Origin of the sequence: Nocardia sp. No.11, assembly GCF_038752175.1 — a bacterium.
Taxonomy (GTDB): domain Bacteria; phylum Actinomycetota; class Actinomycetes; order Mycobacteriales; family Mycobacteriaceae; genus Nocardia; species Nocardia canadensis.
In genome coordinates, this window is record NZ_JBCGFB010000150.1 from 1 (window position 1) to 13,087 (window position 13,087).

General features: G+C 70.9%; 11 protein-coding genes. 3 read left to right on the forward strand and 8 right to left on the reverse strand.

What is annotated here, in order from left to right:
• Nucleotides 1-64: 64 nt before the first annotated feature.
• From V8688_RS28325 to V8688_RS28335, 3 genes are all read right to left on the reverse strand, one after another.
• Nucleotides 65-2,473 carry an MFS transporter gene (locus V8688_RS28325; RefSeq protein WP_342802080.1) on the reverse strand — a complete coding sequence of 803 codons (2,409 nt, stop codon included), beginning with the start codon at nt 2,471-2,473 and terminating at the stop codon, nt 65-67.
• A 176-nt stretch (nt 2,474-2,649) separates the two neighbouring features.
• Nucleotides 2,650-3,027: a DUF5655 domain-containing protein gene (locus V8688_RS28330; protein WP_218718277.1), complete on the reverse strand. Its 378-nt coding sequence runs from the start codon at nt 3,025-3,027 to the stop codon at nt 2,650-2,652.
• Nucleotides 3,024-3,893 carry a Sir2 family NAD-dependent protein deacetylase gene (locus V8688_RS28335; protein ID WP_218718278.1) on the reverse strand — a complete coding sequence of 290 codons (870 nt, stop codon included), beginning with the start codon at nt 3,891-3,893 and terminating at the stop codon, nt 3,024-3,026. The genes V8688_RS28330 and V8688_RS28335 overlap by 4 nt, the downstream gene beginning before the upstream one ends.
• 126 nt (nt 3,894-4,019) lie before the next feature.
• Between V8688_RS28335 and V8688_RS28340 the strand changes: the two genes are divergently transcribed.
• The 3 genes from V8688_RS28340 (at nt 4,020) to V8688_RS28350 (ending at nt 5,537) form a co-directional block, all read left to right on the forward strand.
• Nucleotides 4,020-4,475, forward strand: coding sequence for a hypothetical protein (locus V8688_RS28340; protein WP_218718279.1), 456 nt, complete (start codon nt 4,020-4,022; stop codon nt 4,473-4,475).
• Nucleotides 4,472-5,017, forward strand: coding sequence for a hypothetical protein (locus V8688_RS28345; protein ID WP_342802081.1), 546 nt, complete (start codon nt 4,472-4,474; stop codon nt 5,015-5,017). Before V8688_RS28340 ends, V8688_RS28345 begins: the two co-directional genes overlap by 4 nt.
• A gap of 169 nt (nt 5,018-5,186) precedes the next feature.
• Entirely contained in the window at nt 5,187-5,537 is a 351-nt protein-coding gene (locus tag V8688_RS28350) for a hypothetical protein (protein WP_218718281.1), read from the forward strand.
• Here the strand turns inward: V8688_RS28350 and V8688_RS28355 are convergent.
• The 5 genes from V8688_RS28355 to V8688_RS28375 form a co-directional block, all read right to left on the reverse strand.
• Nucleotides 5,515-6,369 (reverse strand): acyl-CoA thioesterase domain-containing protein, encoded by an 855-nt coding sequence (locus V8688_RS28355; RefSeq protein WP_255587678.1) that lies wholly within the window; start codon nt 6,367-6,369, stop codon nt 5,515-5,517. The two genes, V8688_RS28350 and V8688_RS28355, sit on opposite strands and share 23 nt — an antisense overlap.
• 103 nt (nt 6,370-6,472) lie before the next feature.
• Nucleotides 6,473-7,324 carry an acyl-CoA thioesterase domain-containing protein gene (locus V8688_RS28360; protein WP_342802082.1) on the reverse strand — a complete coding sequence of 284 codons (852 nt, stop codon included), beginning with the start codon at nt 7,322-7,324 and terminating at the stop codon, nt 6,473-6,475.
• Nucleotides 7,321-10,953 carry a cobaltochelatase subunit CobN gene (gene cobN, locus V8688_RS28365; protein WP_218718283.1) on the reverse strand — a complete coding sequence of 1,211 codons (3,633 nt, stop codon included), beginning with the start codon at nt 10,951-10,953 and terminating at the stop codon, nt 7,321-7,323. Before cobN ends, V8688_RS28360 begins: the two co-directional genes overlap by 4 nt.
• A 194-nt stretch (nt 10,954-11,147) precedes the next feature.
• Nucleotides 11,148-11,630, reverse strand: coding sequence for a hypothetical protein (locus V8688_RS28370; protein WP_218718284.1), 483 nt, complete (start codon nt 11,628-11,630; stop codon nt 11,148-11,150).
• Nucleotides 11,631-12,006: 376 nt separating this feature from the next.
• A partial coding sequence (locus tag V8688_RS28375) for a hypothetical protein (protein ID WP_342802083.1) occupies nt 12,007-13,087 on the reverse strand: 1,081 nt, incomplete at its 5' end.

Genomic DNA, 13,087 nt, shown 5'->3' on the forward strand with positions numbered 1-13,087 from the left:
GACCAGCTCATCGACATCGCCCTGGAACTCCAGCGCGAAGCCACCCTCACCGCGTGAGCCCGGATCATCGCTGGTGCATGGACTCCTCGGTGTCGTAGCCGAGGGTGACATCGTGGGTGATCTCGCCGCGGGTCACCGAGACCTGGCTGGCCACGGGCGGGTAGCCGCGCGCGACGACGGTGTACTCGCCCTCCGGCAGATCGGGGACCAGGTACTGGCCCTTCTCGTCGGTGCGGGTGGTCGCCGCCGGATCGCCGCCGGCGTCCAGAACGGTGATCTGGACGTCGGCGACCGGGCGGTCGCCGTCCACCCAGGCGGACCCGACCAGGATGGCCATCGGCTCGAGGTCGATGTCGTGATGCAGCGAGCCGGTCTCGGGCACGGTCAGCGCGACCGCCGAGGGGCGCATGTGGTCGGCGACCGCGACCAGCGTGTAGGTCCCGCTGACGACGTCACGGCACACGTACGTGCCGTCCTCGCCGGTGATCGCGGCGCCGACGACGTCGCCTTCGGGGTCGGTGAGGGTCACGGTCGCGCCACACAGGGGTTCGCCCCGGCGCGCCGAGCGCACGATGCCGGTGAGTTCGCCCGCGCCGATGAGCATCAGGTCGACGTGCAGGGCCCGCTCCCCCATCGACACACTCACCGCCTCGGGCTGGTGGCCCGCCGCGGCGGCGATCAAGACGTAATTGCCCGGTTGTGGCGCCTCGATGACGTAGGCACCGTCGGCGTCGCCGTTGCCGCGCGCCACCTGGTGGCCGTGCTGGTCGATGAGTGTGAGCGTGGCCGAGGGCACGGGGCGGGAGTCGTCGCGGCGCAGCAGTCCCGCGATGACCCGGCCGGTCGCGGCGGGACGCAGCGAGTCGGCCATCTCGTGCGCGTCGTGCAGGCTGACATCGCGCAGCAGCGTGCCGTCGGAATCCTCCTCGGGCACCGGATCCTCGCGCAGCGGAATCTCTTTCATGAACACCAGCACCAGGCAGGCGACGACGGCGAGGTCGGCGGCGAGCAGGAACACGCCCTGCATGGCGTCGGTGAAGCCCGCGAGGATCGGCACCCGCAGCGCGTCGGGCAGCCCCGCGATCCCGGAGGTGTCGCGCTGCAGCGCGTCGAGACCGGCGGCGTCGAGACCGGGCGGCAGGCTGCCGCCGAACGCGGACAGGATCGACCCGGGCAACCGGTCGAACAGCACGGTGAGGAAGACCGCGACGCCCAGCGTGCCGCCGAGCTGCCGGAAGAAGGTCGCGGACGCGGTCGAGACACCCATCTCGGTGCGCGGCACCGCGTTCTGCGCGGCGATGATCAGCGTCTGCATGCAGCCACCGAGCCCGAAGCCCATGATCGCGCTGTAGGCCAGCGGCTGCCACAGCGGCCCGTCGAAGCCGACCCGGGCGAACAGGGCGCAGCCGATCGCCAGGATCAGCGCACCGAGCACCGGCAGCACCTTGTAGCGCCCGGTGGCCTTGGTGATCAGTCCCGACAGCTGCGCGCCGACCATGATCCCCAGCACCAGTGGCAGCATCAGCAGACCCGCCTCGGTCGGCGAGAAGCCTCGCACCACCTGCAGATACTGCGGGACCATGGTGATCGCGCCGAACATCGAGACACCGATCAGGAAGCCACCGAGGATGGCGATGCTGAACGTCGAGCTACGGAACAGGCGCAGCGGGATCAGCGCCGCGTCCTTCATGAAGTACTCGACGATCAGGAACAGCAGCAGCCCGCCCCCGCAGATTCCGTAGCAGAGCAACGACTTCGGCGAGGTCCAGCCCCACACCCGGCCCTGTTCGGCTACGATCAGCAACGGCACGACGCCGACGATCAGGGTGAGCGCGCCGAGCCAGTCGATCCGGGACCGCACGCGCGCGTGCCGCACGTTCAGCACCTTGGCGACCACCAGGAACGCCAGCACCCCGACCGGCACGTTCACCAGGAACACCCAGCGCCAGCCCTCGATGCCGCCGAGGCTCTCGTAATCGGACAGGAACCCGCCGACCACCGGGCCCAGCACCGTCGCGATGCCGAACACCATCAGGAAATACCCCTGGTAGCGGACCCGCTCCCGAGCCGGCACGATGTCGCCGACGATGGTGAACGCCAGCGACATCAACCCGCCCGCGCCCAGCCCCTGGAAGGCGCGGCAGGCCGCCAGCTGGTACATCGTGGTCGCGAAGCAGCAGGCGGCCGAGCCCAGCACGAACAGCGCGATCGCCAGCAGATAGAACGGTTTGCGGCCGTAGATGTCGGCGAGCTTGCCGTAGAGCGGCGTGGTGACGGTGGCGGTGATCAGATACGCCGTTGTCGCCCATGCCTGTTCGTCGAATCCGTCCAGACTGTTGGCGATCCGGACGATCGCGACGCTGACGATGTTCTGATCGAGCGCGGCGAGGAAGACCCCGAGTAGCAGGCCGGACAGAATCGTGAGTGTCTGGCGATGCGTGAGGCGTGGTTCGGCAACGACGGTATCGGTCATGGAAAAGCCCTGGTTCTGATCGGCTGGCAAGTGGGGGTCGATCACGCGGCCCACACGAGGGCCGACAACCCCGCTGCGAGGAAAACTTTGCGCCGCGGGTGGAACTCTTCATGCACTGGTGCGCAGAGCTTACCCACGTCGTATCCGCCGCCGTCACCGAGGGATCAAGTAACCGATCATTTCGCACCGAAACGATAGGCGGCGGCGATCAGAACTCGCAGTTCCGGTACCCGCGCTTCGGCCAGGGAATGCACGACCACCAGGTGATTCCACCGCGCCCGGCCGACCTGATTCACCCGATACACCGGTGGGCCCGCGATTTCCCGGTCGATCGCGAGCATGATTTGCACGGTGCCTTCCGGATTCCGTCCGGTGATGTTGTAGAGCGATACCCACGCGAACTTGCGCGCGACGCCGAAGCCGATCTGCGATGCCACCGACAGTTCCACCGGACCGTTGGCCGTGATCAATTCCCGTAGCACGGTGAAGATCTCGAGGGAATGGGGTTTGCCCGCGAAGAAGGCGGCGATCGCGTCATCGGGGGAATCGCTCATCGGCGGGCGGTCGCATTCGGGACGGCGAGCCGGTCGGCGAAGGCGCGCAACGTCTCCGAGCAGCCCGCGTGGATGCGCACGGCGGCCAGATCGTCGCCGCGCGTGGGCCCCCGGTTGACGATCACCACGGGCACACCGCGCTTCGCGGCGCGGCGCACGAAGCGCAGACCCGACATCACCGTCAGCGACGACCCGGCGACGAGGACCGCGCGCGCTTGGTCGATCAGGCTGTAGGCGGCGGCCACCCGGTCGGCGGGCACGGTCTCGCCGAAGTAGACGATGTCGGGTTTGAGCAGGCCGCCGCAGCTCGCGCAGTCCAGCATCCGGAAGCGGGCGGTATCGGTGACCACCGCGTCCGCGTCGGGCGCCACTTCGATACCGGTCGCCGAAACATCTTCGGCGAAGCCGGGATTGGCGGCCTCCAGCCGTTCCGCCAGCGTCATGCGCGAGATCATCGCCGGGCAGCGCAGACAGCACACCCGGGCGTAGGTGCCGTGCAGGTCGATCACCCGGCGCGCCCCGGCTTTGGTGTGCAGCAGGTCCACGTTCTGGGTGATGACACCGGAGACCACCCCGGCGCGTTCCAGCGCGGCGACGGCCCGGTGGCCCTGATTCGGCCGGGCCGCGTCCATCCGCCGCCAGCCGAGGTGGTTGCGGGCCCAGTAGCGCTGCCGGAACTCGGCGTCGCCGACGAACTGCTGATAGGTCATCGGGGTGCGCGGCGGCGAGTCGGGGCCGCGGTAGTCGGGGATGCCGCTGTCGGTGCTCAGCCCGGCACCGGAGATCACCACGACCCGGCGCCCGGCCAGCAGCTCGGCCGCGCGCTCCACCGCCGCCGCGGTGACGTCCGGGGTGGGATCCACCATGAATCCACTGTACGAGCGGACGCGGGCGCCGCCGGTGGCCGGGTCGCGGCGGCGAACACGCCGACCGGAGTTGCGTGGCGGCGAGGTGCGGCGACATGATGGCTCATCCGCCCGGGGAGGAGACCTGTGTCCGACATCGACGAGTCCGGCCGCACCGCGCTCAACGCCGCGGTCGACGCGACGATCATCGCCGTCCGCCGGATGTTCTACGTCCTGGGCGACGACATCGACCGCACCGAGGGACCGATCGAGTTCACCTTCCACAACGGCGCCACCCTGCTCCTCGACGCCGGTGTCGACGGCGCGGAGCTGCGGATCGGCGCGGCGCCCTGGCGGGACCCGTTCGAACCGCTGGTCGACCCGGTGAACATCGAATACGTCGCCGCCTCGGGCAAGTACACCGCCTTCGACGTCACGGACGAACCGCCCTACGACGCCCTGGCCGGTCGCCGGGTCGACGCGGTCTCGGTCGTGCCGCTGCCCGACGGCAGGCCGCAGGCCGCCACGCTGTACCTCGGCGAGGGCATGGTGAAGGCGGAGTCGATCGCCGACGAGCTGATCGTGACGCTGGTTCCGGCGTGAGTCTTCCCGACCGGCTCCGCGGTCTGTTCCGTCGTCCGGCCTCGGCCGGGCCGAGGTTCGCGACGACCCCGTTGCGCCCGGAGTTCCGTGGCGAGCAGGTGCCGGGCAATCCCGTGTGGCGCGGCAGTCACGTCGCCTATCTCGGCGCGACGGACCGCGCGCGCTTCGCGCTGCACGCGCGCGCCGGGCTGCTGTACACCGCCGACGGCGCCCTGTTCGACACCACCGCGGCGAGCACCCTGTGGTCACCCACCGGTGGGCGCGCGATCTTCGTCATGGACGCCGACGGCGTCCTCTACAGCTCCCCTCGGCATCTGTTCGGCCGGTTTCACCATTCGAGCTTCCTGGCCGGCGGCCCCGTCGCCGCGGCGGGCGAACTGGTGGCACGCGGCGGCCGGATCCTCCTGGTCTCCGACCACAGCACGCACTACCGACCGGCGCGCCGGTTCACCCAGCAGATCCTGGACAGCCTGCGCGCCCACGGGATTCCGACCGACACGGTGTCGATCGAGTTCCATTTCGCCGAGCAGACGGGCACCTAGGCGGGCGCGCACACCTGCCGCCGGGAACAGGGAATGCCCTGGTCCGAGTCCCGGCGGTGGCGATCGGCGCCGAGGACACGACGCGCGGTTGCGCGCGGGCGGGGCCCACTCGAGGCAGCATGGGGCGCGGCGGAGCGGGTGACCGGGTGGCAGGGAAGGTGTGTGGCGGGTGAGCGCAGCGGTGCCGGGGCAGGTCAGATGGCGGGCGGGATGGGGCGTGGCGGCGGGCTTGTTCGTCGCCGTCTTCGTGCTGGTGCCCGCGACCTTCGCGGTGCAGGACGCGTGGCAGGTGCCCGTGCCGCGCACGATCGCGTTCGCCGAGATGGAGCCGATCCCGACCTCGTACTGGCTCAGCTGGGCACTGACCCTGGCCGCGCTGCTGACCCCGACGCTGCTGCTGGTGCTGCTCCCGCCGGCCCGTCTCATCGCGCTCGGCTATCTGCTGACCACCACCGCGACCGGGTTCCTGCTGTGCGCGACCACCGTGGGCCTGGCGTTCAGCGGCCTCGATCCGGCGTGACCTGGGTCAGCGCGAACTCCTCGGACAGGGTGTCGATGACCGAGCCGTGGATCTGCCGGTGCTCGTTGGCCAGCGCGGTGGTGGTGCAGATCCCGAACGCGCCCTCGGCGTCGTAGAGGACCGCGGCGCCCGCGGCGATGCCGTCGTCGCTGAGATGCGATTCCGCCTCGATGCCCATCTCGAGCCCGATCGGCATGCGCGAGAACGTGATCGAGACATCGGTGTTGATGAACCCGATCCCCTCGGTGCCCCAGTTGGTGACCAGGCTGGTCTGTTCCCCGGCCATCGCGGCGAAGCAGAACGGCGTGGACCGCTCACCCGCGACCACGGGGATATTGCGCACCCACTTGCGTTTCCTGGCGTCGTTCTGGTGCTCGGTCATCTTCACCGACCACCCGTTGCCGTCACTGCCGAACAGGTGCATGGCCTCGTCGACGGTGGCGAGCGCGTCACTCGGCGGCAGCGGCCGCTGCCGCTCGGGGCGCCACACCTCGCCCGGCGGCTGGGTCGACCGCTTCAGCAGCAGCGCGCTGCCCCGCGCGACCGGCTCACCGTCGGAGCGCAGCACGATCGCCACCGCACGGACTCGTTTGCCGTCCCGGACCAGCTCGCTGTCGACGGTCAGCGGCACCGCGGGCACCGCGCGGTGCAGGTCGACGGTCAGCCGCGCGGGTGTGAACCCGTCGCCGCAGTAGCGCGCCTCGACCTCGCGGGCGATCAGCCCGCACACCGGCGGACCGGACAGGGTGCTCGGTGCCCACAGGCTCATGGAGAACCGGGTGGGCTGGAAAACGCCGTCGTCCTGCGTGAAGTACGCCGGAGTAGTGCTCATTGCGACTCTCTTCTGCCCTGCGGCCGGCACCCGGGTGCCGTGGTGCGCCCACGCACCACGATCAGAGTAGAACGCGTTCTAGTTTTGGGGCAAGTCGGGCAGTTCAGGCGCGCTGCGCACCGCCACGCGCCGGGATGTAGGCGTCGATGGCCGCGCCGCTGATCTGCCTGCGCTCGTTGGCGACGGCCGACACGGTGCAGACGCCGAACTCACCGTCGGCGTCGTAGAGCACCGCCGAGCCCGCGGCGATGCCGTCGTGACTGAGGTGGTTGCCCGCCTCGATGCCCATCTCCGGGCCGATCGGCAGGCGAGCGAAGGTGATCGAGACATCGGTGTTGATGAACCCGATCCCCTCGGTACCCCAGTTCGTCACCAGGCTGGCCTGCTCGCCCGCCATCGCGGCGAAGACGAACGGCGAGCCGGCTTCTCCGGCCACCACCGGAATCCCGCGCACCCACTTGCGTTTACGGGTGTCGTTCTCGTGCCGGGAGATCTCTACCGACCAGCCGTCACCGGAGCCGTCACTGTCGAACAGGTGCACGGTCGGCGCCACCGCGGCCAGCAGTTCCGCGGGCGGCAGCGGGGGCCGCCGCGTCTCGCGCCACACCTGTCCCGGCGGTTGGGCCGAGCGCTTCAGCAACACCGCCGAGGCCCGCGCGACCACCACGCCGTCGGCGCGCAGTACCGCCTGCGCGGCGCGCACCCGGTTGCCCTCGCGGGTCGGCGCGCTGTCCACGGTCAACGGGACCGCGGGCACCGGCTGATGCAGGTCGACGGTGAACCGCGCGGGCACGAAATCGCCGGTGCGGTAATGGTTCTCGATCTCGCGGGCGAGCAGTCCGCACACCGGCGGGCCGGACAGAATCCCGTCGGCCCACAGGCTCCGGCCCCACGACGTCGGCGTGTACACCTCGCCGTCGCGCCGGAAGTACGCGGCGGACTGCTCGGTGCTCACTCCAGCTCACCCTCGGTCTCGAGGTAGACCTGCCGCAGCTTGTCCAGCGTCTCGGGCTCCGGGTGCTCCCACAGCTTGCGCTCGGCGGCCTCGAGCAGCCGTTCGGCGATGCCGTGCAGCGCCCACGGATTGGACTGCTCCATGAACTTGCGGTTCACCTCGTCGAACACGTAGCTCTCGGAGAGCTTCTCGTACATCCAGTCGGCGACCACGTTGGTGGTGGCGTCGTAGCCGAACAGGTAGTCGACGGTGGCGGCCATCTCGAAGGCACCCTTGTAGCCGTGGCGGCGCATCGCCTCGAGCCAGCGCGGGTTCACCACGCGGGCGCGGAAGACGCGGGCGGTCTCCTCCGACAGGGTGCGGGTCCGCACGGCGTCGGGACGGGTGGAGTCGCCGATATAGGCCTCGGGATTCTTGCCGGTGAGCGCGCGCACGGTGGCGACCATGCCGCCGTGGTATTGGAAGTAGTCGTCGGAGTCGGCGATGTCGTGTTCGCGGGTGTCGGTGTTCTTGGCGGCCACCGCGATGCGCTTGTAGGCGGTGCGCATGTCGTCGGCGGCGGGGGCGCCGTCGAGGTCGCGACCGTAGGCGTAGCCACCCCAGGTGGTGTACACCTGCGCGAGGTCGTCGTCGGTCCGCCAGCTCTTGGAGTCGATGAGCTGCAGCAGGCCCGCGCCGTAGGTGCCGGGCTTGGACCCGAAGATGCGGGTGGTCGCGCGGCGGGCGTCGCCGTGCTCGGCCAGGTCCGACTGGGCGTGCGCGCGCACGTAGTTCGACGCGGCGGGCTCGTCGAGCTCGGCGACCAGGCGCACCGCGTCGTCGAGCAGGGCCAGTACGTGTGGGAAGGCGTCGCGGAAGAACCCCGAGATGCGGACGGTGACGTCGATGCGCGGGCGGGCGAGTTCGTCGAGCGAGATCACCTCGAGGGTGGTGACGCGGCGGCTGGCCTCATCCCACACCGGCCGCACGCCGAGCAGCGCCAGCACCTCGGCGATGTCGTCGCCGGAGGTACGCATGGCCGAGGTGCCCCACACCGACAGGCCGACCGACTTCGGGTATTCGCCGTGGTCGGCCAGGTACCGGGCCAGCAGCGATTCGGCCATGGCCTGACCGGTCTCCCAGGCCAGCCGCGACGGGACGGCCTTGGGATCGACGGAGTAGAAATTGCGGCCGGTGGGCAACACGTTGATCAGGCCGCGCAGCGGGGACCCGCTCGGACCGGCGGGGATGAAACCGCCGTCGAGCGCGTGCAGGACGCGGGCGATCTCGACACCGGTCTCGCGCAGGCGGGGCACGACCTCGGTCGCGGCGAACCGCAGCACGGTCTTCACCGCGTCGAGGCGGGTGTCCGTGGATTCCGGGTCACCCCCGGCCAGAATCGCCGTGGCGTAGTCGTTCACCAGGGCCTCGACGCTGTCGACCGACCAGTTCTCGGCCTGCAGCGCGCCCAGCAGTTCACGGGCACGCGATTCGACCACGTCCACGCGGTCGCGGGACTCGTCGCCGGCTTCGCTGAGACCGAGGGCCTCGCGCAGGCCGGGCACGTTCTGCTCGCCGCCCCACAGCTGGCGCGCGCGCAGCATGGCCAGCACCAGGTCGAGTTCCATCTCGCCCTCGGGCGCCTGGCCGAGGATGTGCAGGCCGTCGCGGATCTGCACGTCCTTGATCTCGCAGAGCCAGCCGTCGACGTGCAGCAGCATGTCGTCGAAGACGTCTTCCTCGGGACGCTCGGCCAGGCCGAGGTCGTGGTCCATCTTGGCCGCGCGCATCAGCGTCCAGATCTGCTGGCGGATGGCGGGCAGCTTGGCCGGGTCGAGCGCGGAGATGTTGGCGTGCTCGTCGAGCAGCTGCTCCAGCCGGGAGATGTCACCGTAGGTCTCGGCGCGCGCCATCGGCGGGATCAGGTGGTCGACCAGGGTGGCGTGCGCGCGGCGCTTGGCTTGGGTGCCCTCGCCCGGGTCGTTGACCAGGAACGGGTAGATCAGCGGCAGATCGCCGAGCGCGGCGTCGGTACCACAGGAGGCCGACATGCCGAGGGTCTTGCCGGGCAGCCACTCCAGGTTGCCGTGCTTGCCCAGGTGCACCATCGCGTCGGCGCCGAAACCGTCGGGCGCGGACAGCCAGCGGTAGGCGGCCAGGTAGTGGTGGCTCGGCGGCAGGTCCGGGTCGTGGTAGATGGCGACCGGGTTCTCGCCGAAGCCGCGGGGCGGCTGCACCATCAGCACCACATTGCCGAAACGCAGTGCGGCGATGACGATCTCGCCCTGCGGGTCGGCGGACCGGTCGACGTAGAGTTCACCCGGTGGCGGGCCCCACGCCTCGACGACGGCCTCGCGCAGGTCGGCGGGCAGCGAATCGAACCAGCGGGTGTAGGTGGCGGCGCCGATGCGGATCGGGTTGCCCTCGAGCTGTTCGGCGCTGAGCCAGTCCGGGTCCTGCCCGCCCGCGGCGATCAGGGCGTGGATCAGCGCGTCGCCGTCGCGCTCCGGCAGACCGGGGATCTCGCCGGGTTCGCCGAGATCGTAACCGGCGGCACGCAGTTCGGTGAGCAGCCGGATGGCGCTGGCCGGGGTGTCGAGGCCGACGGCGTTGCCGATGCGGGCGTGCTTGGTCGGGTAGGCCGAGAGCATGATCGCGATCCGCTTGTCGGCGGCCGGGATGTGGCGCAGGCGGGCGTGGCGCACGGCGATGCCGGCGACGCGGGCGGCGCGTTCGGGATCGGGCACGTAGGTGGACAGGCCGTCGTCGTCGAACTCCTTGAACGAGAACGGCACCGTGATGATGCGGCCGTCGAACTCGGGCACCGCGACCTGGGTGGCGACATCGAGCGGCGAGAGGCCGTCGTCGTTGTCCTCCCACTGCGCGCGGCCGCTGGTCAGGCACAGGCCCTGCAGGATCGGCACGTCCAGGGCGGCCAGCGCGGCCACGTCCCAGGCCTCGTCGTCGCCACCGGCCGAGGCGGTGGCCGGCTTGCTGCCACCGGCCGCGAGCACCGTCACCACCAGTGCGTCGGCGCGGCCGAGCAGGGCGAGCAGTTCCGGTTCGGCGGTGCGCAGCGAGGCGCAGTAGACCGGCAGCGCGCGAGCGCCCTTGGCCTCGATGGCGGTGCACAACGCGTCGATGTAGCCGGTGTTGCCCGCGAGATGCTGCGCGCGATAGTAGACGACCGCGACGGTCGGGGCGTGCGGTTCGAGAATGCGGGCGGCGCGGCCCAGTTCGCCCCAGGTGGGCAGTTCCACCGGCGGTTCGAAGCCGTGGCCGGTCAGCAGGACCGTGTCGGAGAGGAAGTTGTGCAGCTCGCGCAGGTTGTCCGCGCCGCCGGCGGCGAGGTAGTTGTGCGCGTCGGCCGCGACACCCACCGGCACCGTCGAGCACTCCATGAGTTCGGCGTCGGGGGCGATCTCACCGCCGAGCGCGACCATCGGCACCCCGCTCGCCCGCACGGCCTCGAGGCCCTCTTCCCAGGCGCGCTTGCCGCCGAGGATGCGCACGATCACCAGATCGGCACCGTCGAGCAACCCCGGCAGGTCATCCACCAGCAACCGCGCGGGATTGCCCCACCGGTAGTCGGCGCCGCTCGCGCGAGCGCTGAGCAGATCGGTGTCGGAGGTGGACAGCAGCAGGATCACAGGGTGAGGCCTTCCTCGGGTGACGCGCCCAACGGGATCGGTTGTCGTGCTCGCCGGAGAGGGTCTGGCTGTTCACAGTGGCGCGACCGCACCGGATTTCCACCGGTTTCCTCGACGCCCGCCGAGCATCCCGATGGTACTGGCCGCCCGTCGACCGCAACTTTCCAGCCCGCGCTCCACGGCGGCGATCAGTGTCAGTGGGTCGGACGGCGGGTGGTGTCGTTGGCGGCGATCGCGTCACCGACCTCGGTGACGGCGGCGCGGATCGTGGCACCGTAGGCGTCGTCGGGGAGGGTGTCCAGGCGTTCCCGAGCCGCGTCGAGGTGGCGGGCGGCGGCCGGGAAGGAGCCGAGCCGACGGAAGTTGTCGGCGAGATCGAGGTGCAGGGAGGGATAGAAGCCGGCCACGTTCAGGTCCGCGTGATGGGCTTGCAGGCGCAGGTCGGTGAGGGCGTCGGCGGCATCGAGCGCGCGGACGTCCCAGACGAGCGCTTCGGCCGGGTCGTCGCAGGTGTCGGCGAGGTAGTGGGTGAGGGTGCAGCGGTGCAGCGGGTCGCCCACGGGGCCGATGTCGGTCCAGACGTCGAGTAGCGCGATTCGTGCTCCTTCGGGGTCCCCGAAGCGAAAGTCCTTTACGCCCTGGGTGATTCGGGCCATGATCGGATCGGTGGTGGTCATCGGAGTCTCCTCGACGGTCGTAGTGGGTGGGGTGGGAGCGGTCGCCGTGGTCGGCGGAGCGGATGGGGAGTAGTCGGTCGGATGTCGCTCGGCGGGACCGCCGCCACGTCCCCGGGCGGCCCGGCACGACGTCGCCTGTGCCGACCGGCAGAGCACAGTGAGCCGGACCCGGCCGTGGTCACCGGGGGGGTGACGTCGTCCGCGACCGGGCGGCATGGGATGACCACGGTGAGCTGGTCGCCGCTGTCTGCGGACGCGGAGCGGACGCGGAGCAGCAAAGCAGGTGTTCCCGAAGGATCTCCGCCACGTCGTCGGCGGCCGGGCACTACGTCGTGTGCCGCCGGGCCCGAGGGGCCGATGGGTGACTCGGCGGTGATCACCGGACCGGCGCATCGTCGGCGACCGGGCGGCACGGCATGGTGAGGGTGAGCTGGTCGCCGTCGTCGGCGGAGCGGAGTCGGGCGGGGAGGTCGGGGGCGGTGAGATCGAGCATCACGTCGGGTCCGACCGCGGCGGCGACGGCGGGGTACAGGGTGGTCACCGCGAAATGGATCGTCAGGCCCGGTCCGGTGACGGTCGCGGGCAGCGGCCGGGGGTCCTCGCTGTTCGCGGTCCGCACCTCGCCCGTCGGATCGATGTGCAGCGTGAGGGTGGACGAGGTGGTCCGCTCGAGCGTCTCCAGCAGTGCCGTCCTGCTCAGCACCACCCGTGTGGTGACAGCGGGTAGCGCTGCCAGCATCCCCCGGTAGTCGGGGAACTCCTCGGTCGACCGGCGGCATCGGCGTCGATCAGGACCACTCGCCGCGCGTTCGCCGCTGTCGCCGTGCTCGTCGGCGACGTTCCCAGGCTCCCCCGGTCGGCGACCGTTCGCCCGCTCGCCGGAGGGATCAGCGGTTGCCGACATCTCCGGCCGACGATCGCCGCCGGATACCCGGGGCTCGGGCACCACCGCGCGCAGGGCCGGGTCAGCGGCGGCGATGACGACGTGGGTGATCTCCGGGCGGATCGTCACCGTGTGCTCCCGGCGCAGCCAGGAGGTGGCCGCGCGGAGATCATCGGCGTCGACGGTGGCCGACCAGTCGACCGTGGACGGGTGCACGGCGCGCAGGGTGCGGGTGGCCAGACGGTACCGGTCGGTGGCGGTGAGGATCAGCTCCTGGGCGGCCGCCTCGAGGTGAAGGGTGTTGAGCACCGGCAGGTTCGGGTCGGTGATCGTCGCGGCGGCGATCTGATCGATGGCGGCCGCGAGCACCGGACCACGTATCCGGATGCTGTCGTCCCTGCCCGGCTGCGGCACTGTGTCGTCGTCAGCCGGCGCGGAGCCGCGCACCGCATCGCCGCCGTTCGACAGGGCGGGGCCTGGAGTAGGCGTCGGGTCGGGCAGGGGCCGGGTGACCTGGCTGGGGCTCGTGCCCGCCCGGACCGCCGCCCGCGCCGCGTCGGCGGCCGCGTTGACC

Coding starts and splice junctions, on each gene's coding strand:
- V8688_RS28335 (WP_218718278.1), bottom strand. CDS start 3,893: ATGGTGGATCCCACCCCGGACGTCACCGCGGCGGCGGTGGAGCGCGCG.
- V8688_RS28330 (WP_218718277.1), bottom strand. CDS start 3,027: ATGAGCGATTCCCCCGATGACGCGATCGCCGCCTTCTTCGCGGGCAAA.
- V8688_RS28370 (WP_218718284.1), bottom strand. CDS start 11,630: ATGACCACCACCGATCCGATCATGGCCCGAATCACCCAGGGCGTAAAG.
- V8688_RS28355 (WP_255587678.1), bottom strand. CDS start 6,369: ATGAGCACTACTCCGGCGTACTTCACGCAGGACGACGGCGTTTTCCAG.
- V8688_RS28325 (WP_342802080.1), bottom strand. CDS start 2,473: ATGACCGATACCGTCGTTGCCGAACCACGCCTCACGCATCGCCAGACA.